This window comes from Gammaproteobacteria bacterium (ex Lamellibrachia satsuma) (assembly GCA_019623805.1).
Classification (GTDB): Bacteria; Pseudomonadota; Gammaproteobacteria; order Chromatiales; family Chromatiaceae; genus QGON01.
On record CP053680.1, the window covers coordinates 1,590,001 to 1,609,703 of the forward strand.

Sequence of the window (19,703 nt, forward strand, 5' to 3'; positions counted from 1 at the left end):
ATTTCAATGCCACAGAGTCGTAACCCTGAACCAGAGGGTAGAGAAATTCATGGATGGCTATTGGCTGTCCAGAAGTATAGCGCTTGTTGAAATCATCCCGCTCCAACATTCTGGCCACCGTATGCTTGCCCGCCAACTGGATCATTTCAGCCGCACTCATCTCCCCCATCCAGGAGGAGTTGAAGACAATCGTGGTCTTCTCAGGGTCGAGAATCTTGAATATCTGGTGCTCGTAGCTCTGGGCATTCTCCATGACCTGCTCCCGGGAGAGCGCGGGGCGCGTCACACTTTTACCCGTCGGATCACCGATCATGGCGGTGAAGTCCCCGATCAGGAACAGCACCTCATGCCCCAGCTCCTGAAACTGACGCAGTTTATTGACCAGCACAGTATGCCCGACATGCAGATCTGGCGCGGTGGGGTCGAATCCCGCCTTGACACGTAACGGCTTGCCTTTTGCGAGTTTTTTGACCAACTCATCCTGCGGCAAAATCTCATCAGTGCCCCGCCGAATGATCTCCAGCGCCGAATTAACGTCCGTCATCAATCTTTCCCCAAAAGTCATCAATGGGCGCACACTCTACTAAAAGCTCCCGAAGAAATTAACTATTGCCTGTCGGGAACCACAAGAGCGCTTGCTTATCTATACTTATGTTTAGTATTTTTGTGGGATTCCCTACCGGCAGCAGTTGAGCCCAAAAACCTGATGAAAGACTTTAAATCCTATTCACTGGATAGAAAACCCTCACGTTTCCGTCAGCTATTGCGCGCCGGACTGGTCATTCTATTACTTCTGGCGATTGCTGCCGCAGGGGCACTGTTTCTGGATAACAGAAAAGATAACCCGGCCACCGCACCGATTCAACTTCCGACCAAGGCTGAACCCTCCCAGGAAAACGGGCGGATAGTCGTGCCACTGGCACTGCCGGGGCAGTCACGTGAAGAGAGTCGCGCAGAACCTCAGGTCAGCCCTCCTCCCCTCGCAATGGCACCTGCTCCATCAACCATCGATCCTCCCGTCAAGCCAGTGAGTGTCCCGTCAGAACCAGACCTGGAGTCCCATGCGACTGCATCCAAGTCCCAATGGATCTCCCGGAAGATTCGTAGCGGGGACTCCCTCTCCAGCATCTTTAAAGAGAATGGGCTGAGCGCCAATCTACTACACCGCATCGTTAATTCCAGCGAGATGGCGAAAGAGCTGACCCGTATAAAACCCGGTGAGACACTGCGCCTGCAACTGGACGACAGCGGCAGTTTGCTTGCCTTGGCGCTTGACCACAATCGGGTGCAGAGCCTGCATATCAAATCCGATGGCGATTCCTTTCTCGCCAATGAAGAAAACAAACCCATTGAACACCGCACCGCGCATACGAGTGCAACCATCACCAACTCCCTCTATCTCAGCGCCCAGGACGCAGGACTTGCTGATGCCCTGATCATGGAGCTGGCAAATATCTTCGGCTGGGATATCGACTTCGCCCTGGAGATCCGCAGCGGCGATCGTTTCAGCGTCATCTACCAGGAGGATTACCTTGAGGGAGATAAACTGAAAAACGGTCCCATTCTGGCTGCCGAATTCATCAATCAGGGACGCAGCTACCGTGCACTGAGATATACGGATGAGACTGGCCACAGTGACTACTTCACCCCTGAAGGGCGCAGCATGCGCAAGGCCTTTCTGCGTGCTCCGGTCGATTTTCGGCGCATCTCCTCCCGCTTCACCGGCGAACGCTGGCACCCCGTGTTAGGTAAGAAACGTCCTCACCGTGGGGTCGACTACGCTGCAAAGACCGGCACACCGATTAAGGCAGCCGGGGATGGCAAGATCATACACAGAGGTAAGAAGGGAGGTTATGGCCGTACAGTTATCGTGCAGCACGGCCAACGCTACACAACCCTCTACGCCCACCTCTCCCGCTACAATAAGAAGGCAAAAAAAGGGAGCAAGGTTCGCCAGGGGCAGACTATTGGTTACGTCGGCAAGAGCGGTCTTGCCACCGGCCCCCATCTCCATTATGAGTTCAGGGTCAACGGCGTGCACCGCAATCCCCTGACCGTCAAACTTCCCGCCGCCCAGCCCATCGCAAAAAAATACGAAGCTAACTTTCAACTGAAGACTCAGCCACTGGTTTCCCAACTCGACACTCTGAACCGCACACTGCTCGCCAATGCCCGCTAAGCAGGCCAACTATTATATAGGCCTCATGTCCGGCACCAGCATGGATGGTATCGACGCTGCCCTGGTTGAGTTGAAGCCTGACAGCGACCCCAGACTGATTGGCCACCACAGCCACCCATATCCCCCGGAACTCCGCCGGAATCTATCAGCCCTCTGCCAACCCAGCGATAATGAGATCGACCGCCTCGGGGAGTTGGATATCCAGGTCGGCGAGGCCTTTGCCAAGGCAGCAGTGCGGTTAATCGAGAAGAATGACTGCCGCCGGGAGCAGATCAGAGCCATCGGCAGCCATGGACAGACACTGCGACACCGCCCCGGGGTCCAACACCCTTTTTCTCTGCAGATCGGCGATGCCAACACCATCGCACAGCGCACAGGCATCACTACTGTAGCCGACTTCCGGCGCCGTGACATGTCGGTTGGAGGGCAAGGCGCTCCACTCGTGCCTGCCTTTCATCAGGTGATATTCCAGAGCGGGGATAAGAACCGGGTCATCCTCAATATCGGCGGTATTGCCAACATCACCTGGTTACCCGGCAATACTGCCGAACCGGTCACTGGATTCGACACAGGACCCGGCAATACTCTGCTGGATCACTGGATTGCCAGACACAGGCAACTCGATTTCGACAGTGATGGCGCCTGGGGTGAAACGGGCAAACTTATCCCGTCATTGCTGAACAAAATGATGGCAGACACCTATTTTCCCCGGTCTGCACCTAAAAGCACCGGCACTGAATATTTCAATCTTGACTGGATGAATTCGATGCTCGGGCATGATGCTGAGTCAGCCAACTGTGACGTGCAAGCCACACTGACAGAACTCACTGCTCTCAGCATAACGCGCGCCATTGACCAACACTACCCGGCGGCGGATCAACTGCTGGTTTGTGGCGGCGGGGTACATAACGGCTATCTGATGGGCCGTCTCGCTGCAAACCTGCCTTCGATAGAGGTTTTCAGCACAGCAAAACTCTCCGTCGACCCGGACTGGATCGAGGCAATGGCATTTGCCTGGCTGGCACACAGAACACTGTTGGGACTACCAAGTAACCTGCCTTCAGTTACCGGCGCAAGGGAAGCTGTGGTGTTGGGGGGGATCTATCCTGCCAGACTTTCCAAATAGCGGAAAGCAGCACCGGCAGGCGGACTATCCTAATTCAGCGGCGTTTGCCGCCACGGCCTTTTCTCGGCCGGTCTGGACCGACACGGATCATGCTGCCGTTGAATTCACTGCCATCAAGTGCTGCCATAGCCGCACGGGCCTCGTGCCCTTCCATGTCGATAGTGGCAAAGCCCTTACAATCACCAGAGAAGAGATCCTTTACCAGTTTAAGAGAACGGACCACACCGTACTCTGAAAAGAGTGCTGTCAGGCTCTCTTCTGTGGTCGACCTGGGAAGACTGCGGACTGAAAGGGTAATCAATGTTTTTGACCTTCTGTAATGTGTCGACGAATAAGCCCGCGCACCCTGCGCCTGTCTTTCAAGATGCATCTGTGAGAAAACAGCAAATGTAGGGCGTTTCAGGTGGGACCAAGATCACGCGAACGAGTGAAGATATATCACCCCAGACTGAAATGCAAACCAGGAGATTGGAACAATAACCTGCTCACCGGCAATAAAATTCAGAACACAGTTTGTTACTTTTTCCGCCAAAAAGGGCGCAAAAACACCACTTCATCCTTGACTGTCTACCTCAAATCAAACAGAAAAGGATGACCCACAACCGCAGGTAGTACTGGCATTCGGATTGCGAATGACGAACTGGGAACCTTGCAAACCCTCTGTGTAATCGATCTCAGCACCACCCAAGTACTGCATACTCATGGGGTCGACCAGCAATGTCACGCCATCGGTTACGACCTTGGTGTCACCATCATTCTCGTTCTCATCGAAAGAGAACCCATACTGAAAACCGGAACAACCGCCGCCCTGAATATAGACTCGCAGCATCAGATCAGGCTTTCCCTCCTCCTCAATCAGTGCTGCAACCTTGGTTGCCGCAGACTGCGTAAATACAAGGGGGGACTCGGTGGTAGCTTCTGCCGTACTCATGATAAAAAACCTGTCTGGTGGGTCAAAAAGAATCAGACCATGCACAATATAAGCAAAATTATGCTTTTACCCAGAGTTTTAGTCAAGTATTCCCGGCACGACGAGGAATCAGCCAGTCACCTCTGACTCAACCCCGGCATCAACACCATTGTCACCATCAAAACCCAATTTACGCTGCTCCATATCCTGCGCATGCACGAGCTGCCCATTGACCTCGGCACCCATCGCCATCTCCAGCAGGTCGTAACAGACCGTTCCCGTGACCCGGGATTTAGGCGCCAACTCCACCCGGTGGCCTGCATAGACATCTCCGATCACATTGCCGTTCAGCATGACATTGGCGACCCGCACATCCCCTTCGATGGAGCCATCTTCACTCAGGGTCAAGGTTGCCCTGTCATCTCCTTCTGCAGAGGAGACATTACCCTTGATCGCGCCGTCCACATGCAGCCCACCGGAAAATAGAATATCACCCCGAATCTGGGTCTCCTTGCCGATAACTGTTGTAATCTTCGGCGCGCGGAATCGCTTCTTTCTCATGCCAATCCTCATCTGCTATGTTTCCTGTCAGGCCTGCGGTGACCATTCGTAAGTTTCAGTCACCGGCGCCAGTTTCTTGTTGGTCGGTTTGACTTCAATAGTCAAACTGGCGGGTTTAAAGTCGTCCGGAAGTTTCAATTTACCTTCCACATTCTGAAAATAGCGAAAACGCATCTTGATGCTCGGTGTCTTGTCTTCCGTCAGTTCTTCGAGGCCAAAAGTCTTTGCCTTCCCGTCCGGCTGCAGGCCTTCAACTCGAATATGAATCCGTCCCTTGGCCACCGGGCCACTTTTCAACACCTGACTGACAGAAAACTTAACCAGGAACTGCCCGCTTTCAAGGCCGGGTTCCAGTTTGTAATTCTGGATCCTCAAACCCTCTTTTTTTGTATCCGTTGAGACGATGCCCCGAAGAAAGACCAGCTCCTCCTCCATCTTCAGACGTTCGTCCTGAAATTGCTTGATCTGCTCCCTGACTGCCTGCATAGCCTCACGATCCACCTTCGCAACCTGCTCCGCCATGGTCAGCTTGCGGCGCAGCTCACCCCTTTCGACCTTCAACTCATTCAAAGAATCATTCAGACCGGCGCGATCAATAGCCTGGATACCTTTCGGCCGCGCCTGCCCCTGCTGAAATCCCAACCAGGCCGCCGCCAATACCAGCAGCAGAACAAAGAACAGGCGCAACCATCGTCCACGCCCGCCAGGAACAACGATCTTTGGAACCTGGTATCGCTTAAGTGAAATCATTCAGCACTCTGTTCTCAAGGCAATAGGGCCACTTGGTCCAGCGCAGTATTCTCGGCCAGCCCGAACATCAGATTCATATTCTGCACCGCCTGGCCGGCAGCACCCTTCACCAGATTATCGATGACCGAGGTCACTACCACCACATCACCATCCAGCGGCCGGTGCACCGCGACCCGGCAGTGGTTGATGCCGCGCACACTACGGGTCTCCGGATGTGAACCTCTAGGCATGACATCCACGAACGGTTCATCACGATAGCGATCTTCAAACAGCGCCTGCAGATCCCTGTCTGTCGGTTTCAGCCGGGCATAGAGTGTCGCCTCGATACCCCTGATCATTGGCACCAGGTGGGGCACGAAAGTCAGACCGACATCCCGCTCGGCTGCCCGGGAAAGTGTTTGGCGAATCTCCGGCTGGTGACGATGCCCTGGAATGGCATACGCCTTGAAGCTCTCACCTGTCTCACCCATCAGGGCAGGCACACTCGCTTTACGGCCCGCGCCACTGACACCGGACTTGGTATCCGCAACCAGATAATCCAGGTCGATCAACCCCTGCTCGACCAAAGGCAGGAAACCCAATGCCACTGCAGTAGGATAGCAGCCGGGATTCGCCACCAGGCGTGCCTGCTTCACAGCTTCGCGATTGATCTCCGGCAGACCATACACAGCTTCAGGCAGACGCTCGGGGCAGGCGTGATCCATGCCGTACCAGTGCTCCCATACCGACTGATCGGTGATCCGGAAGTCCGCGGCCAGATCGATCACCTTGACCCCCGCATCCAGCAGTTCCGGCACCTGACGCATGGCAATACCGTTGGGCGTGGCGAAAAAGACCAGATCACAACCCTGCAGGGTAGCAGGCTCCGGCTCAACAAAGACAAGGTCTACATGTTCGCGCAGACTGGGAAACATATCCGCTACCGGACGCCCCGCCTCGGAACGGGAGGTAATAGTCACCAGGTCGCACTCTGGATGTTTCGCCAACAGACGCAGCAGTTCCACGCCCGTATAGCCGGTACCACCGACGATTCCCACTCTGATCATCGCTCTCGAATCCTTAACACTTCATCTTCAAAACGAACGATCAATAATACGGACAGAATCTGGAAAGCGGAAGTGAAACGTCCCGTGAAAGACGGAATACGCCAAAAAGGTAAAAATCACACAAACAGACTGGAAACTGTCAGCAATGACCCTAATATTATAGTGGAAGCAAGCATCAAGGATAAGCTATGGATACCGTCGAAACACTGGCCCTGACGCTCGGGGCAGGCTGGGCCGCTGGCCTCAATCTCTATGCAGCCGTCTTCATGCTGGGTTATATGGGCGCCACCGGAAATGTCGATCTCCCACCGGGGTTGGAGGTACTCTCCGACCCGATGGTGATGACGGCTGCGGGCATCATGTACTGCGTCGAATTCTTTGCCGACAAAACCCCCGGTGTTGATACGGGCTGGGACGCTATCCATACATTCATCCGAATTCCGGCAGGTGCGATACTGGCTGCCGGCGCAGTCAGTGGCCTGGGGGTCAGCGAGGCCGCCGAGTTTGCTGCATTTCTGGTCGGGGGCACTATGGCTGCCGGCAGTCATCTCACCAAAACAGGTTCCCGCATCCTGATCAACACATCGCCGGAACCCGTAACAAACTGGACCGCATCCGTGGCTGAGGATGTTGCAGTCATCGGCGGACTATGGGCAGCGCTGCACTACCCTATCGCCTTTCTTATTTTGTTGGGGGTCTTCCTGCTGCTGGTTATCTGGCTGCTGCCGAAGATCTGGCGTGCACTGAAACGTCTGTTTCACCGCATTAGAGCGTTTTTCAGTGGCAGAAAAAACGCTTCAGCACCAGCTGGCGGCAGCCGCAAAGACATCCTGAAGTCGCTCTATCAGGACGCCGGGGGGAAACCGAAAGAGTAGCTCAAGCGGGAAAAAGCCTGCCAAACTCCGTTGCAGATCGCACCAGGCTATCTTCGATGGAGACGCCACTGAACCAGTTGCCGGTCAATGCCAGCGGCTGGTCCAGGAGCATCCGGTCGATCGATGTGATGCGCTCCCCATGCCCCAGCCTGAGTGCAGGCAGACGATTGGTTTTGGAAATTGTTGCCAACAGGTCTTGCTCAGCAAGCCCAAGCACGGCACGTATACGCTCAAGCTGCCCAGCCTCGTCGAGCCGTCCGGGGCGAAAGTGGAAGGTAAAGCCTCGATAACGGTTATCTGGAACTGAATCGCGGGATAACGCCGAATAGAAATCATCATCCTGACCAATGATGCCCGATACCGGCTCCAGCGACAGCTTCTCAGCCTCGAAAAATACGGAGACGCTTTCGATATCCACCATGCCGACCTGGGACAACAACACCGCAAGCTCAGAATTTACCGATTGAAGCAGGGTTGCCGCGATATCCGGCGCCACAGCCAAGGCCAGACGTTGCGCCTCTATCTCACTGCCATCGCTTAATTTAAGCAGATAACCACTTTCGAGCCGATCCAACCCCACAACCGATATTCCCGTGCGGATCTCAAGACCGGACTGAGCGGCGATAACGCCAGCAAACTGCTGAATGCCTCCGACGACGGTATAGCTGCGCAGGATCTCCTTGCGTCGTGGCTTTTTGCGAAACAGCGCGTCGGCAGGAAACTCCGCCGAGGGCTGACAGGTAACCGCGTCCAGGGCCGGGCCAATCACCTTCTGGAAATTTTGCTCGCCAATGATTCCGCCAAAATACTCCTTAACCGTGTGGCCCGCCTTTTTCGACCTGAACAACCGGGGCAGCACACCCAACAACTCGGTCAGTTTCAGCTGCGAGGGAATACTTTTCAGGCCAGCGGGCGTCAGCAAACGATAGGGGAGTTTCTCTTTTTTAAGCAGTGACTCAAGCTGGCCGGTATCCTCCAGCATCTGCAGCAGGTTTCCGTAGCTGTTATAGCAGGTGTGGGCGCCGAGTTCCGTCCAGAATTCTCCTTCAGGCGTTTCAAAGCAGTGACTGTGCAGACAGCCGCCGACCTGTTCCGATGCCTCCAGCACAAGAGGCTGAATGCCCTGTTTGAGGGACATATGCGCAAAACCAAGCCCGCTGATACCCGCACCAACCACAGCAAGTTCAACCACTTTCTGATTCATCTCCGATCCACCTCAGCACCTTGGCAATAGTTTACGGCCCACAGCGACTCAACCTGGCAGGCACAAAAAACCGCGGAGTGGCAACACCATCCGCGGTTATTTTGTATTCTCGAAAAGGGGTCGGATCAGCCGCAGCCACCACCCTGGGAGGAACCACAGGAACCACAACCCCCACCACCGTCAACCGGCTGGAGATTATTGAATACGAAGCTGGCATTGCCGTCGCCACGATCCACGAAGTCGATCTCAACACCACGCAGATACTGCATTGTGCCGTCATCGACAATCACTTTAAAACCTTCACAGGCGAGTATACCGTCATTGGCATTGATCGCGTCGCTGAAAGTCATTCCGAAGCTGACACCACTGCAACCACCTGGGGTTGCATACACCCGTACGCCTTCAATGTTGTCTTCAACCTGCTGAAACAGCTCAACCATTTTAGTCTGGGCCATCTCAGTCAGGGTCAGGTCACTCTCGGTCAGTGCAGTACCACTCATCCCGATTTCTCCAATAAATCATCTGATAAAGGCTACGTATGTTAGCAAAAGATTATACAAAGAACCACTAAACCCAGCTTTTTAGAAGGTATTACGGAATAGATTTCCCCCACCACTGAATCCCCAGTTGGCTGGAGTCAGCCAGGAAGACGGATTATAGATCGAGCTGATTGCGGGCCTTGAGCTCGTAGAGATGCCGTTCAGCATCCACCAAGTGTTGCCCCCAATGCAGATGGTAACCTTTTCGCCACCCTTCGATGGCCAGATCCGGCTCCCCCTCCATCACCTTCAGGCCATGCTTGAGTTCACAGTAGATGTCGGTCAGGTCATCTGCGAGGCTGCCACTCATGCTTTGGCCATCCTCAGCCACATCAAACTCCATCCAATAGCCATCGCGTTCACCCAGCAGCTGACGCAGATAGGAGTAGAGCTCAAAACGGGCATCCAGATCGGCAAAAACATAGTGTCCATCGTCTTCATCCGGCTGCTCTATCGATGAAACCGCAGCATGCAGACGGGGCAGAAGACTCGCGACCTCATGCAGCCATTTCTCATCGCCATCCTGCAGACGATCGACCAACTCGCAAAAATTGCGGGCTACGTCTGTCAAATTTTGCTGATGTGGACTCATGAATCTTCTCCGATTGCTGTGACCTGATGCTCCGGGTCCCACTACCTACACCCGGTCTCAACGCTTCGTCGGCGGGATACCGTAACAGACAGTTTAGCAGGCAAACCGGCCAATCCTAGTAAAAACCCTGCATTGGTCTGCTTGCAATGACAATTCCAGGGTTATCCAATAACGAAAAGGAAAAAAACGTACAATCACCCTATATGAAACCCTCATCCCGCAAACTACCGATCGTACTCACCATTGGTGGCCACGATCCCGGTGGTGGCGCCGGCATACAGGCCGATATCGAGGCAGTCGGCGCGAATGGTTGCCACTGCTCCACTGCAATCACTTGCCTGACACTGCAGGACAGCTGCGACGTGCAGGCAGTGATGCCACTTCCCGCCGAGCAGGTCATCGCCCAAGCAGAGACCGTTCTGAAAGACTGCCAGGTCTCAGTCATCAAGATCGGCCTGCTGGGAGACGTAGTCATCGCCCATGCTATAGCCGGGCTGCTGCGGGAGCATGAAAACATCCCAGTGGTTCTCGATCCTGTGCTGGCGGCTGGCGGCGGCACCCCGCTGGCCACGGAGAGCCTATTGTCGACTATCCGGCAACAGCTGCTGCCGCTATGTACCTTGATCACCCCAAACAGCCCTGAGGCCCGTCGCCTGGCACCCCATGAGGAGACACTTGAACAGTGCGCCCACACTCTGCTCAAAACCGGCGCTGAACATGTTCTGATCACCGGTACCCATGAGCAGAGTGACCGCGTAACCAACCGTCTCTACGACAAGACGGGGTTGCTCAATCAAGCCGATTGGCAGCGCCTGCCCGGCGAGTACCACGGCTCAGGCTGCACCCTGGCTGCCGCCATCGCAGCCAATATGGCAAGTGGAAAAGATCTAATCGAAGCGGTCAATAGTGCCCAGCAATACACCTGGAAGACGCTATTGAATGGCTTTCGCAGCGGTCGCTGCCAATCCCTGCCGGACAGACTGCAGCGCCAAAGCAACCAACCCGAAACATGAACAGAGTTACCCGGCTGCATGGCCTCTACGCCATCACTGACACGGCACTTGCACAGAACCGAAACCTGGCTGAACAAGTCGCCCAAGCCCTGTTGGGAGGCGCGCGCATCATCCAGTACCGGGACAAAAGTGGCGACAGGTCACGCCGACAGGCCGAGGCAAAAAGCCTGCTCAAGCTGTGCCGGAAGCACCATGCGCTGCTGCTGATCAACGACGACCTGGAACTGGCGAAAAGCATCGGCGCCGACGGTATCCACCTGGGCCGTGACGACGCCTTCCTGCCACAGGCAAGAGCACTGCTGGGACCGGAGGCTATCATCGGCGTCTCCTGCTACAACCAGCTTGAACTGGCCCGTGAAGCGAGCCGCGCTGGAGCGGACTATATAGCCTTCGGGCGCTTCTTCCCCTCACAGACAAAACCCGATGCGGTACAGGCCGATCCCGAATTGCTGCGCCAGGCCAGCCGTGAACTGCCTCAGCCACAGGTTGCCATCGGCGGCATTACGCCGGAGAATGGCGGCCCACTAATAGACGCGGGCGCCGATATGCTGGCTGTCATCGAAGCGATTTTCAACCAGACAGACATTCGACTCGCCGCTGCAAGATTCAGCAAACTATTCCAACCGGAGGATTTACCACGATGAGCCGTTCTCACGACCTTTTCGCCCATGCACAGCAACATATTCCCGGCGGCGTGAATTCACCGGTGCGGGCCTTCAAGGGTGTCGGCGGTGACCCGGTATTCATCGACTGCGCCGCCGGACCCTACATCTTCGACCCGGACGGCACACGTTATATCGACTATGTTGGCTCCTGGGGGCCGATGATTCTGGGACACGCCCATCACGAGGTGATCGAGGCAGTCGCTTCTGTTATCGACAAAGGATTGAGTTTCGGTGCCCCCACCGAACTTGAGAGCCTGATGGCGGACAAAGTCTGCGAACTGGTACCGAGCATGGACATGGTGCGCATGGTCAGCTCCGGCACCGAGGCCACCATGTCGGCGATCCGCCTCGCCCGGGGTTACACAGGCCGGGACAAGATCGTGAAATTCGAAGGCTGTTACCATGGTCACTCCGACTCCCTGCTGGTGAAGGCGGGCTCCGGCATGTTGACCCTGGGTGAACCCTCCTCCCCCGGCGTACCCGCCTCATTGGCAGAGCACACCATCACCCTCAACTACAACGATGCGGAGCAGGTCAAAGAGACCTTCGCCAAGATCGGTGATGAGATCGCCTGCATCATCGTCGAGCCGGTAGCGGGTAATATGAACTGCATCCCTCCGGTCCCAGGCTTTCTTGAGACCCTGCGCGAAGTCTGCGACCAGCACGGCAGTGTACTGATCTTCGATGAGGTTATGACCGGCTTTCGCGTCGCCCTGGGCGGAGTACAAGGCTACTACGGCATCAAACCTGACCTCACCACCCTGGGCAAAGTGATCGGCGGCGGCATGCCGGTTGGCGCCTTCGGTGGCAAACAAGAGATCATGGAGAAGATCGCCCCGCTGGGTCCCGTCTACCAGGCCGGCACCCTCTCCGGCAACCCTGTAGCTATGACCGCCGGACTGCAAACTCTCGAGTTGATCTCCGTACCAGGCTTCTTCGACACCCTCTCCGCCAAGGTGGAGACCCTGGTTACCGGCATTATGGAAAAGGCCAAAGCGGCAGGCATCCCGATGGCTGAAAACCACATAGGCGGCATGTTTGGCCTCTTCTTCACAGAAGCCGACAAGGTCACCGACTTTGCCGGTGCCACCGCATGCAACCCGGAGCGCTTCAAGCAGTTTTTCCACGCAATGCTGGATCGCGGCGTCTATCTCGCCCCCTCATCCTACGAGGCAGGCTTCGTCTCCGCCGCCCACTCCGATCAGGATCTGCAGACGACCATCGATGCCGCTGGCGAGGTTTTTGGGGAGATGCAATAGTAAGGATAAGGCTTAAAGGAGAAAGGGGAAGTATTCCGACCCCTTCTCTACTTTTTTATTTACCCTCGATAGATGTTGGGGAACAGAATACTCACCCCCAGTCTCGAATGGATTTGGCGTGTCGTGAAGACTGAAGATATCCTGACTTTCTGGTATTCAAATCAGATGAGCCGACACTGGTTCTCATCCACAGCGGCTATCGACGCAGAGATTGTCGAGCGCTTTGAAACTATCTGGTCGCAAGCTGCTTCTGGGGAACTGACTACCTGGCTGAAGAGCCCAGAGGGATGCCTGGCGCTGGCCATCATCCTCGATCAGTTTCCCCTCAATATGTTTCGGGGCGAAATGAAGAGCTTCTCGACTGAACGTCAGGCCTTAGAGGTGGCGCATTATGCCGTCGATAGAGGTTTTGACCGCCAGCTACCCAAGGCCCAGGTCTCCTTTCTGTATATGCCTTTGATGCACAGCGAAGAGTTGGCCGATCAGGAGCTGTCGGTGAGTCTGTTTGAAGCGGCCGGGTTAACGGAAAATACCCGTTTTGCCCGTCACCATCGAGAACTGATCCGGCGCTTTGGGCGTTTTCCCCACCGCAATGCGATCATTAATCGCAAAAGTACCACAGAGGAGTTGGACTATCTGGCCTCTCCGAAAGCCTTTAATGGCTAATTTGTGGGGAAATCACCATGAATAAATCTGCCACCTTTTCCTTTCCTCTTTCCGTCAAGGCCTAGAATTTATAGGAGACGCCTAGCGAGACCACAGGATAGTACTTGAAGTTCTCGAGGTCGCTTTCCACACGCTGCTCTTCGGCTGCCAAATCGTCGGCATCCACAATGCCAGCATCGGCGCCAAACGGCGTCAAACTGACGTCGGGTGACCCTTGAAACAAGACTCCCACATCGAGATTAAAGCCCCAGCCCTTGTCAGCGCTAACGGCATTGCCCCAGCCGATACCAAGATAGGGGGCAGTGGAATTAAAACCGATGAGTGCATCGAGCCCTACATCGTAGTCGGTACCGCCAATATTCAAAGAACCGCCGACAGGCAGCGCACGGCCAGTTAGCTCGTTATTGTTGGACATCATGCCGGCACTGAAGCGGAAGCCGGAATCGAACGGGTGCCAGTCGGCCAGCAGCGAAATCGTCTGAAGATCCATCGTCAGGTCGTAATCTGTATCATCCAGCGTATACGAGTAATCATAATTAAAACCATTGACACCCAAGCGCGCGTTCAGCGACTCAGTTATTCCCAAAGTGCCTTCCAGGCCCAATCCCAGAGAGCCTGCCTTACCGGTCAATGCAAAGCCTTCAGCCATCGCATTATTTCCAAGCAGCCCCATTCCGAGCAATGCCACCATAAGACCAAGCTTTCTTTTCATCCCTTTCTCCCCAACCAATCAACAGAATTCCAATTAATTCTATTTCTTTTTTAACATTCGGGAATGCGATGGGGTCACAGAACGAGAGGTCAGGCCTTGATTACGAAAAGGAACAGATTTATTTTCATGAGAACCACTCCCTACGCAGGCGGCAAAGACGAAAGCCATCCTTTGTGTCTGGTTAGCAATACATCCCTGTCACTAACCTTGATACAAGGCGGGACTTCCCTGCCCCCTTCGAATCTCATCGGCCATCCTTGTTAGGAATTAATATACTATCCGTGCCCGGGCAGTGCCATCAGAAAATCTACGCCAATTGTAGGAATTATCTGAAAGCATTGGGACTTCTCAGGGAGCAGTGAATTTGTTCTCTGACCCGGTCACAATTGTTTTCAAATAAAATCTGGACAATAATCGGCTGACAATAAAATTATTCAGAATGGAAGGGAGTCCGATCGAGGAGATATCCACTTGTACCTTACCGTTCGCCACTTCATCCTCACCTGCCTGCTCTGTCTTACTATTTCTCCTGCTTACAGCGACACTTTGACCTGGGTTGGCTGCGGCATCACTAAAAAGGCATTCATGGCTGAGTTGAGCCTCGCCTACCAACGGAAGACAAAGACAGAGATCCTACTCTCCGGTGGTGGAGCCACAAAGGGCATACGTCAGGTCGCTGCCAACAAAGTTGACATTGGCGGTAGTTGCCGTAACAAACTGTGGGATGATCCCGCAGAGAAATCGGTTCAATTTCACCCCGTTGCCTGGGATGCGCTGGTGGTCATCACCCATGAGAATAATCCGATAAACAACATCTCACTGCAGGATCTGAAAGCGGTCTACACGGGCAAAATCACCAACTGGACGCAGTTGGGCGGGAATGACCAACCAATCAACTTACTGATTCGCAAGGGTAAGATTTCAGGTGTTGGCCACACCATCCGGGAATATCTTTTTGCTGCACCTGACATGGAATTCGCCTCTGACATCACTTTTCCCTCATCAGGCCCGCTGGAACAGGAGACTGAAAGCAATCTCAACAGCCTGGCGATCACCGGCGTCAGCAGCGCCCGAAAACGCAATGTCAAAATCCTAAAACTTGAAGGCAAGGCCCCTACCTATGAAAACATCAAATCGGGGACCTATCTGCTCTATCGACCACTCTATCTGGTGAGTAGTTTCAGGAACAGTAACCGAAGCGAGGTTATGAAGTTCATCCATTTTGCCAACAGTTCGCTAGGTCGGGAGGTAATCCGGCACAACGGAGTCGTTCCCTACATGGATGGGCTCCACCTGGTCAACAAGCTAAACCAGCAACGACGAATCAGCCGCAAGATGCGACTCGAGAGGAGGAGATCCAACAAGGATTAAGCGTGGTATTTTAACTAACCTCTGCCCCACCTTCTTATCCAGTTGTTCGCCTCGCTGCGAAGGTCCACTGGACCTTCGGTGGTGACTCTAAGGAAATCTTTCCTCGCCATCCCTGGCGCTGCTATAGCGTTCTAAATCAACCCCAGCCCGGACATCCTGTCCGGTCGTTCGCCTCGCTGCGAAGGTCCACTGGACCTTCGGTCAAGGCTCACCCTTTTCCCTTTGTCCTTTTACCTTTATCCTCTCACCCCGTGACCGACCTTCTCAGCCTACTATTGGAATGGATCTCGAACCACACCCTATGGGCAGGTGTTGTGGTGTTTCTGGTCGCCTTTTCCGAGTCGGTGGCCGTTGTCGGACTTCTTGTACCAGGCGTGGTAATGATGTTTGGTTTCGGCGCCCTGATCGCCACCGGCACACTGGCATTCTGGCCGGTCTTCTGGTGGGCGGTCGGAGGCGCTATCGCCGGGGACGGACTCAGCTTCTGGCTTGGCAGACACTACAAGGATCGACTGCACAATCTCTGGCCCTTCAGCCGCCACCCGGAAACCCTGCAGCGCGGCACTGAATTCTTTAGAAAATATGGCGGCAAGAGTGTCGCCATCGGTCGTTTTTTCGGCCCGGTGCGGGCGATCATTCCTCTGGTTGCCGGTATGCTGGAGATGTCGGCCTGGCGCTTCTTTTTCGCCAATTCTTTCTCTGCCCTGATCTGGGCACCTGCCTACCTGCTGCCAGGCATCGTCTTCGGAGCCTCTCTCGAACTCGCGGCCGAAGTCGCTTTCCGGCTGGTGGCGGTTCTGCTCTTGGGCGTGGGGGGAATCTGGCTGATTTTCTCCTTTTCACGTCGACTGTTCCGGCTGATTCGACCTCACGCCACCCGGATCGTCCAGACCATCACCAATTGGGGCGCCAGACACCCCTTCCTGGGCGAGATCGCCAGCGCCCTGGATAATCCCTCCCATCCGGAAGCCAGGGGATTCGGCATCCTGGCAACTCTGCTGTTGCTGGGCACCTTTCTGTTCGGGCTGCTCGCGGCAATGGTGTTGGAAGGAACACTGATCAGCCAACCCGATCACTGGGTCTTCAACGGACTGCAGAGTCTGCGCAATCCCTGGTCAGACAACCTGATGCTCCATCTCAGCCGTTTTGCCGACCCCTCAACGATCAGCGTGGTGACTCTTGCGGTGGGAATTTTCCTGCTCCGGGAGCGCCACCTTCCGGCACTGCAACACTGGCTGGCTGCTGTGCTCTTTGGACTGCTTACTCCGCTACTGTTGAAATATAGCTTGCAGATTCCCCGTCCGATGGAGGGTATCGAAGGGCTGGGACCCTGGGCGTTTCCCAGCGCCCATGTCCTACGCGCTACCGTGACCTACGGCTTTCTTGCCATCCTTATCGCCAGGGTTCTACCGTTGAATCTGCGCTGGCTGCCCTACAGCCTGGCCAGCTCCATTATCGCAGGCGTAGCGCTCTCCCGGCTTTACCTGGGCGCGCACTGGCTGAGTGATGTAGTCGCCAGTCTGCTGTTGGGCACTGCCTGGATCGCAGCCCTGGGCATGGCCTGGTATCGGCATGCCGAGTTGGAACGTCACTGGTTGGGACTCACGCTCAGTGCAATGATCGCCGCCGGTTTCGCCACCGCTCTGGGAAGCCACCTCTATCAGACTGAGGATTTCCAGCGCTACCGCCCTGCCCCACCGACCCAGACGATCAGCCTGCAAGCTTGGCAACAGAGCGCAGCCGACTCGCTGCCCCGCCATCGGCACGATATACGTGAACGACTGGATCACCCATTCAACGTTCAGCTTGCCGGACCGCCACAGCCGCTGATCGACACCCTGGAGAGCCGGGGCTGGCAGCGGGCAGAGATGCTGGGATGGCACAATCTGCTACGCATGCTCTCACCTTCTCTGGCGCTGCGGGAACTTCCCCTTTTGCCCCAGGTTCACGACGGCAGTTACGAAAGCATCACACTGGTAAAACACCCCGATGCAGGTGAACAGTTGGTATTACGCCTCTGGTCCACACCCGTGATTTTACGGCCATTACAACAACCTGTCTGGATCGGCAACGTCTCCCGCCAGCGCCAGGCATACCTGCTCGGCCTGTTGACCTATCCCGTCACGGAGAGCAACTTTCAGACACCGCTGGAGATTCTGAATAAAGACAGTGCAGATTTCCCCCGCATAGAGAGGAAAGAGCCGGACTCCCCGCTTCTCCTTGGGCCTGTCGACGCAAGCTGAACCAGGCCGTCGAATGCGGGCAAATGGACAGGTCGAAATTTCAGTTAACAAAGTATGTGCCGATACAGGATTGAGCATGATGCGAACCGTTTTCGGCACAGATACTCTTTTCGGCGAATAGGCCCATGATAGACGCAGCACCCTCACTTGGCAGCCGCAGATACCACCGACTTACCATAGCGACCCTAATCTGCTTACTCCTCTCGTTTATCCAGACCAGTTTCGTCGAGGCGAAAGAGAGAGAGGAGGTGACAATCGGCGTGCTTGCCAAACGGGGTGCGGCCAAGACCACTGTCAAGTGGGGTGCCACAGCCGCCTACCTCACGCAGCGTTTACCCAACTACAGTTTTCGTATCGTGCCCATGCCATTCGATGACATACCGATACTGGTCAAAAACCAGTTGATGGACTTCGTCATCGTCAATTCCGGAATCTACATCGATCTCGCCCATAAATACCGGGTACAGAGAGTGCTGACGATGGTCAACCAACTGTCACCTGGCATCAACACAACCCATTTCGGCAGCGTTATCTTTACCCGTTCTGACAATAAGCGCATACATTCCCTGGATGATCTGGAGAAGCAACGGGTTGCCGCCGTACACTCAACATCCCTGGGTGGATGGATCATGGCATTGAGCGAGATCCGGAAAGCGGGGCTGGACGAATACGATTTTGCCTCCCTGGAGTTTCTCAATACCCACGATGATGTGGTACAGGCGATCCTGGAGCGCAGAGCCGACGTCGGCATTGTCCGTACCGATACCCTCGAACGCATGGAGAAAGAGGGCAAAATCAGGACTGGGCCACTGCATGTCATCAACGAACAGCAGTTCAGTGATTTTCCCTATGCGGTCAGCACCCCACTCTACCCGGAGTGGCCAATTGCCAAACTCCCCCATACCTCCTCCGAGTTGGCACGCCAGGTGGCAGTTGCCCTGCTGCAGATGCCTACGGAGAGCACTGCAGCCAAAAACGCCAAAATCAACGGCTGGAATATTCCCGAAAACTATCAGCCGGTGCGGGATGTCCTGCAACAACTGGCGCTTAGCCCCTTCGATCATGACTACAGAATCACTCTCAAGGCTGCAATCAAAACCTACTGGTATTGGACTGCCCTCGTCATCGCTATCATGCTGCTGCTCGGCTTTCTGCTGCTGCGTGTTTCCCGACTCAACAAGGCGCTGAATGCCCAACAGATCGACATGCGCCAGAATGAAGAGCGCCTGCACGCCACTTTTGAGCAGGCAGCTGTCGGCATCGCCCACACGAATGCCAGTGGCCAGATTCTCCGACTCAATCAAAAAATCTGTGAGATCACTGGTTACAGCGCCAGGGAACTCAAGGAGATGAACCTGAACGACCTTATCAGCGGTGAGGATCTTGCAACCGAGATACAAAACCTGGACATGCTGCGTAGCGGTCAGTCCAGCAATATTTCGGTGCAGCTCAGGCTGTTGCGGCCGGATCAGTCTGACAAATGGATCATGTTGAACATCTCAAGCATCAAGGATGAACAGGGCAGGATAAAGTACCTGGTTGCTGTCATGAACGACCTCGATCAACTCAAACGGCTGGAGGAGGAGGCCAGACGCAGCGAACAGCAGAAGAAACTCATCCTGGATATCGCCGGGGACGGCATTTTGGGTCTGGATCTGAATGCCAACCACACTTTCGTCAACCCTGCTGCCGCCCGCATGCTCGGTTATGAAGTCGACGAGATGCTGAACAAAAACAGCCACAAGATGTGGCACCACAGCCATGCGGACGGCAGCGGTTTTCGAGAAAATGAATGCCCGATTACCCATGTATTGGCAAAGGGCCTGACCCACCGTGGCAAGGATGAGGTTTTCTGGCGTAAGGACGGCAGCAGTTTCCAGGCTGAATACACCAGTACACCAATCATTGAAAATGAGGTCATTACAGGCGCGGTGGTGATTTTTCGAAAGACAGTGAAAGACACAGCTACGGCAATCGATTGAGATACCGGAC

The 19,703-nt window shown here is 54.9% G+C and carries 20 protein-coding genes (1 of these 20 running past the window's edge); 10 read left to right on the forward strand and 10 right to left on the reverse strand.

Going from position 1 to position 19,703, the window contains the following annotated elements; genetic code table 11:
* A protein-coding gene (locus HPY30_06680; protein ID QYZ65700.1) for a tyrosine--tRNA ligase crosses the window boundary here: on the reverse strand, positions 1-544 show its 5' end (the start). It extends 656 nt beyond the left edge of the window; only the first 544 of its 1,200 coding nucleotides appear in the window; the start codon lies at positions 542-544; its stop codon lies off the left edge, out of view.
* 162 nt (positions 545-706) lie between these two features.
* Here HPY30_06680 and HPY30_06685 point away from each other — a divergent pair, with 162 nt between their 5' ends.
* Positions 707-2,179 carry a peptidoglycan DD-metalloendopeptidase family protein gene (locus tag HPY30_06685; GenBank protein ID QYZ65701.1) on the forward strand — a complete coding sequence of 491 codons (1,473 nt, stop codon included), beginning with the start codon at positions 707-709 and terminating at the stop codon, positions 2,177-2,179.
* Positions 2,169-3,305, forward strand: coding sequence for an anhydro-N-acetylmuramic acid kinase (locus tag HPY30_06690; protein ID QYZ65702.1), 1,137 nt, complete (start codon positions 2,169-2,171; stop codon positions 3,303-3,305). Before HPY30_06685 ends, HPY30_06690 begins: the two co-directional genes overlap by 11 nt.
* A gap of 34 nt (positions 3,306-3,339) precedes the next feature.
* Here HPY30_06690 and HPY30_06695 read toward each other — a convergent pair whose 3' ends face one another.
* The 5 genes from HPY30_06695 to HPY30_06715 all read right to left on the reverse strand — a co-directional run bounded on the left by HPY30_06695 (position 3,340) and on the right by HPY30_06715 (position 6,572).
* Positions 3,340-3,606 (reverse strand): RNA-binding protein, encoded by a 267-nt coding sequence (locus tag HPY30_06695; protein ID QYZ65703.1) that lies wholly within the window; start codon positions 3,604-3,606, stop codon positions 3,340-3,342.
* A gap of 276 nt (positions 3,607-3,882) precedes the next feature.
* Entirely contained in the window at positions 3,883-4,236 is a 354-nt protein-coding gene (gene erpA, locus HPY30_06700) for an iron-sulfur cluster insertion protein ErpA (GenBank protein QYZ65704.1), read from the reverse strand.
* A gap of 108 nt (positions 4,237-4,344) precedes the next feature.
* Positions 4,345-4,776 (reverse strand): polymer-forming cytoskeletal protein, encoded by a 432-nt coding sequence (locus HPY30_06705; GenBank protein QYZ65705.1) that lies wholly within the window; start codon positions 4,774-4,776, stop codon positions 4,345-4,347.
* Positions 4,777-4,803: 27 nt separating this feature from the next.
* Positions 4,804-5,526: a hypothetical protein gene (locus HPY30_06710; GenBank protein ID QYZ65706.1), complete on the reverse strand. Its 723-nt coding sequence runs from the start codon at positions 5,524-5,526 to the stop codon at positions 4,804-4,806.
* 14 nt (positions 5,527-5,540) lie between these two features.
* Positions 5,541-6,572 carry an N-acetyl-gamma-glutamyl-phosphate reductase gene (locus tag HPY30_06715; protein QYZ65707.1) on the reverse strand — a complete coding sequence of 344 codons (1,032 nt, stop codon included), beginning with the start codon at positions 6,570-6,572 and terminating at the stop codon, positions 5,541-5,543.
* A 188-nt stretch (positions 6,573-6,760) separates the two neighbouring features.
* On the opposite strand from HPY30_06715, the gene HPY30_06720 reads away from it, so the two are divergent.
* A complete protein-coding gene (locus tag HPY30_06720; GenBank protein QYZ65708.1) occupies positions 6,761-7,447 on the forward strand; it encodes a DUF4126 domain-containing protein in 687 nt (228 codons plus the stop codon).
* A gap of 1 nt (position 7,448) precedes the next feature.
* On the opposite strand, the gene HPY30_06725 is transcribed toward HPY30_06720, so the two are convergent.
* The 3 genes from HPY30_06725 to HPY30_06735 form a co-directional block, all read right to left on the reverse strand.
* Positions 7,449-8,651, reverse strand: a complete 1,203-nt coding sequence (locus HPY30_06725) for an NAD(P)-binding protein (GenBank protein ID QYZ65709.1) — start codon at positions 8,649-8,651, stop codon at positions 7,449-7,451.
* Between the two features lie 125 nt (positions 8,652-8,776).
* The gene (locus HPY30_06730) at positions 8,777-9,151 is read right to left on the reverse strand and encodes an iron-sulfur cluster assembly accessory protein (GenBank protein ID QYZ65710.1); all 375 of its coding nucleotides are present in this window, start codon (positions 9,149-9,151) and stop codon (positions 8,777-8,779) included.
* A 154-nt stretch (positions 9,152-9,305) separates the two neighbouring features.
* Positions 9,306-9,782 (reverse strand): DUF5063 domain-containing protein, encoded by a 477-nt coding sequence (locus tag HPY30_06735; protein QYZ65711.1) that lies wholly within the window; start codon positions 9,780-9,782, stop codon positions 9,306-9,308.
* A gap of 203 nt (positions 9,783-9,985) precedes the next feature.
* On the opposite strand from HPY30_06735, the gene HPY30_06740 reads away from it, so the two are divergent.
* The 4 genes from HPY30_06740 (at position 9,986) to HPY30_06755 (ending at position 13,385) form a co-directional block, all read left to right on the forward strand.
* Positions 9,986-10,795 (forward strand): hydroxymethylpyrimidine/phosphomethylpyrimidine kinase, encoded by an 810-nt coding sequence (locus HPY30_06740; GenBank protein QYZ65712.1) that lies wholly within the window; start codon positions 9,986-9,988, stop codon positions 10,793-10,795.
* Positions 10,792-11,439 (forward strand): thiamine phosphate synthase, encoded by a 648-nt coding sequence (locus tag HPY30_06745; GenBank protein QYZ65713.1) that lies wholly within the window; start codon positions 10,792-10,794, stop codon positions 11,437-11,439. Before HPY30_06740 ends, HPY30_06745 begins: the two co-directional genes overlap by 4 nt.
* Positions 11,436-12,719, forward strand: a complete 1,284-nt coding sequence (gene hemL, locus HPY30_06750; GenBank protein ID QYZ65714.1) for a glutamate-1-semialdehyde 2,1-aminomutase — start codon at positions 11,436-11,438, stop codon at positions 12,717-12,719. The genes HPY30_06745 and hemL overlap by 4 nt, the downstream gene beginning before the upstream one ends.
* Before the next feature lie 72 nt (positions 12,720-12,791).
* Positions 12,792-13,385 carry a DUF924 domain-containing protein gene (locus HPY30_06755; protein ID QYZ65715.1) on the forward strand — a complete coding sequence of 198 codons (594 nt, stop codon included), beginning with the start codon at positions 12,792-12,794 and terminating at the stop codon, positions 13,383-13,385.
* A 61-nt stretch (positions 13,386-13,446) separates the two neighbouring features.
* On the opposite strand, the gene HPY30_06760 is transcribed toward HPY30_06755, so the two are convergent.
* Entirely contained in the window at positions 13,447-14,097 is a 651-nt protein-coding gene (locus tag HPY30_06760) for a hypothetical protein (GenBank protein QYZ65716.1), read from the reverse strand.
* A gap of 585 nt (positions 14,098-14,682) precedes the next feature.
* Here HPY30_06760 and HPY30_06765 point away from each other — a divergent pair.
* The 3 genes from HPY30_06765 (at position 14,683) to HPY30_06775 (ending at position 19,693) form a co-directional block, all read left to right on the forward strand.
* Positions 14,683-15,468 (forward strand): phosphate ABC transporter substrate-binding protein, encoded by a 786-nt coding sequence (locus HPY30_06765; GenBank protein QYZ67936.1) that lies wholly within the window; start codon positions 14,683-14,685, stop codon positions 15,466-15,468.
* 317 nt (positions 15,469-15,785) lie between these two features.
* The gene (locus HPY30_06770; GenBank protein ID QYZ65717.1) at positions 15,786-17,711 is read left to right on the forward strand and encodes a phosphatase PAP2 family protein; all 1,926 of its coding nucleotides are present in this window, start codon (positions 15,786-15,788) and stop codon (positions 17,709-17,711) included.
* 125 nt (positions 17,712-17,836) lie between these two features.
* On the forward strand, positions 17,837-19,693 hold the full coding sequence (locus tag HPY30_06775) for a PhnD/SsuA/transferrin family substrate-binding protein (protein ID QYZ65718.1): 1,857 nt from the start codon (positions 17,837-17,839) through the stop codon (positions 19,691-19,693).
* Positions 19,694-19,703 lie beyond the last annotated feature (10 nt).

What these genes read in the sequence shown, in the direction of transcription:
- HPY30_06685 (QYZ65701.1), top strand. Translation starts at nt 707, where the DNA reads ATGAAAGACTTTAAATCCTATTCACTGGATAGAAAACCCTCACGTTTC.
- HPY30_06690 (QYZ65702.1), top strand. Translation starts at nt 2,169, where the DNA reads ATGCCCGCTAAGCAGGCCAACTATTATATAGGCCTCATGTCCGGCACC.
- erpA (QYZ65704.1), bottom strand. Translation starts at nt 4,236, where the DNA reads ATGAGTACGGCAGAAGCTACCACCGAGTCCCCCCTTGTATTTACGCAG.
- HPY30_06705 (QYZ65705.1), bottom strand. Translation starts at nt 4,776, where the DNA reads ATGAGAAAGAAGCGATTCCGCGCGCCGAAGATTACAACAGTTATCGGC.
- HPY30_06710 (QYZ65706.1), bottom strand. Translation starts at nt 5,526, where the DNA reads ATGATTTCACTTAAGCGATACCAGGTTCCAAAGATCGTTGTTCCTGGC.
- HPY30_06715 (QYZ65707.1), bottom strand. Translation starts at nt 6,572, where the DNA reads ATGATCAGAGTGGGAATCGTCGGTGGTACCGGCTATACGGGCGTGGAA.
- HPY30_06720 (QYZ65708.1), top strand. Translation starts at nt 6,761, where the DNA reads ATGGATACCGTCGAAACACTGGCCCTGACGCTCGGGGCAGGCTGGGCC.
- HPY30_06725 (QYZ65709.1), bottom strand. Translation starts at nt 8,651, where the DNA reads ATGAATCAGAAAGTGGTTGAACTTGCTGTGGTTGGTGCGGGTATCAGC.
- HPY30_06730 (QYZ65710.1), bottom strand. Translation starts at nt 9,151, where the DNA reads ATGAGTGGTACTGCACTGACCGAGAGTGACCTGACCCTGACTGAGATG.
- HPY30_06735 (QYZ65711.1), bottom strand. Translation starts at nt 9,782, where the DNA reads ATGAGTCCACATCAGCAAAATTTGACAGACGTAGCCCGCAATTTTTGC.
- HPY30_06740 (QYZ65712.1), top strand. Translation starts at nt 9,986, where the DNA reads ATGAAACCCTCATCCCGCAAACTACCGATCGTACTCACCATTGGTGGC.
- HPY30_06745 (QYZ65713.1), top strand. Translation starts at nt 10,792, where the DNA reads ATGAACAGAGTTACCCGGCTGCATGGCCTCTACGCCATCACTGACACG.
- hemL (QYZ65714.1), top strand. Translation starts at nt 11,436, where the DNA reads ATGAGCCGTTCTCACGACCTTTTCGCCCATGCACAGCAACATATTCCC.
- HPY30_06755 (QYZ65715.1), top strand. Translation starts at nt 12,792, where the DNA reads ATGTTGGGGAACAGAATACTCACCCCCAGTCTCGAATGGATTTGGCGT.
- HPY30_06760 (QYZ65716.1), bottom strand. Translation starts at nt 14,097, where the DNA reads ATGAAAAGAAAGCTTGGTCTTATGGTGGCATTGCTCGGAATGGGGCTG.
- HPY30_06765 (QYZ67936.1), top strand. Translation starts at nt 14,683, where the DNA reads ATGGCTGAGTTGAGCCTCGCCTACCAACGGAAGACAAAGACAGAGATC.
- HPY30_06775 (QYZ65718.1), top strand. Translation starts at nt 17,837, where the DNA reads ATGATAGACGCAGCACCCTCACTTGGCAGCCGCAGATACCACCGACTT.